The sequence below is a fragment of the Streptomyces axinellae genome, from assembly GCF_039532135.1.
Lineage (GTDB): Bacteria > Actinomycetota > Actinomycetes > Streptomycetales > Streptomycetaceae > Streptomyces > Streptomyces axinellae.
The window spans coordinates 1-535 of the sequence record NZ_BAAARJ010000097.1 but is presented as its reverse complement, the minus strand read 5'-3'; the positions used below and the strand labels follow the sequence as shown (position 1 = coordinate 535).

General features: G+C 60.7%; 2 protein-coding genes. Both read right to left on the bottom strand.

All coding sequences use genetic code 11. The features are described 5' to 3' along the window. A partial coding sequence (locus ABD339_RS33620; protein WP_344570956.1) for a fumarylacetoacetate hydrolase family protein occupies positions 1-384 on the bottom strand: 384 nt, incomplete at its 3' end. Continuing rightward, positions 381-535 (bottom strand): fumarylacetoacetate hydrolase family protein (locus ABD339_RS34000; protein ID WP_425576185.1); only part of this gene is annotated, 155 nt, incomplete at its 5' end. The genes ABD339_RS33620 and ABD339_RS34000, both read right to left, overlap by 4 nt.

The following is a 535-nucleotide window of genomic DNA, read 5'->3' as shown; positions in this document are numbered from 1 at the left end:
GTCATTGCACACGGTATAGCCGGCGACATAATCCATAGCCTCGGCTTCGCTGACGCGGCGCGCGGTTTTCCCAATCACCACCACCAGTTCGGCTTCGTAGTGCATGTATTCGACGTTATCCGGGCGTACCGACTGCTGCTGGTGGCCAGTAAAGGTGTTCGGCGCTTTGATGAATACCAAAGGCTCGGTTGGCGGTTTAAATTCCAGCTCGCTGGCGTGGTCGGCGTAATTCAGCCCCAGCGCGAACAGCGTGCCGTTGGCGGGCGGCAGCCAGCGGAATTCCCCTTCTTTTAATACCGTGCCATCGTCCAGGCGCACCTGGTCGCGTTCATTGACCAGCACGTCGCGTACCTGTCCCTGCCATTCAATGCGTGCCTGTTTCATGCCAGCTCTCCTTCTGCGACAACCGGGTTTTCGAGCGCGGGGAAACCGTCGGCGAGAATACGTACGCGGTCGCCGGGGCGCAGCGTGACGCGGGAGTGGGGCGTGCCGATAAGGACCGCGTCGCCGGGATTGAGGGTAGCGAACTCGCTTA